This window comes from Thiolapillus sp. (assembly GCF_048562965.1).
Lineage (GTDB): Bacteria > Pseudomonadota > Gammaproteobacteria > Chromatiales > Chromatiaceae > Thiolapillus > Thiolapillus brandeum_A.
This window is the reverse complement of the sequence record NZ_JBHNMF010001410.1, coordinates 1-641: the sequence shown is the minus strand read 5'-3', so window position 1 is coordinate 641 and position 641 is coordinate 1. Positions and strand designations below refer to the sequence as shown.

The 641-nt window shown below is 55.2% G+C and carries 1 protein-coding gene; it reads right to left on the bottom strand.

Features of this window, described 5'->3' with window-relative positions; genetic code table 11:
* The coding region (locus ACOCD2_RS24650) for an IS5 family transposase (RefSeq protein WP_419626329.1) at positions 1-641 on the bottom strand (641 nt) is incomplete at both ends.

Genomic DNA, 641 nt, shown 5'->3' with positions numbered 1-641 from the left:
CCCCCCAGATTGCGCATCCGAATCAGGTTGAAGGCCGCAAAACTCATGACAAACTGAAACTCCAGTTTCTCGCGACCCACAAAGCGACTCTTGCGCAATCCGCCTACGGTTTTGAGCCAGCCAAAACATTCCTCGATTCGTTTGCGAATCTTCAAACTGGTGGCATAACCGCCATGGTGGGTGGTGCGTTCATCAATGGCGGATGAACGGTTGGTGGTGTTCTGCGCCACATGCGGGGTAACATTGGCTAACCGCAAGTCTTCAACGCAGTCCTGGGTATCGTAGTTTTTGTCCGCGCCCAAAGTCACACGGTGTGTGCCTTTGAGCGCCGATGCCATATCAATGGCGGCCTCGCGTTCAGCCGTACCTGTTGCCTGGGTTACCTGGGCGTTGACCACCAGACCATGTCGGTTCTCCATCAATATATGCCCCAGGTAACTGAGCTTGGCGGCGACACCCGAACTCTTCCGATACATAAACGCATCCGGATCTGTTTTGGATTCATGGGTATCCCGCTTGCGCTTCTGACCCCAAAAATCCACGCGGGGATTGCGCCCGCCTCCTTTGGGAGGCGTTTCATCATCCTTCGGGCGGTAACTCTTATGCGAAGCCCAGGCTTCAAGTACGGTGCCGTCCACGCT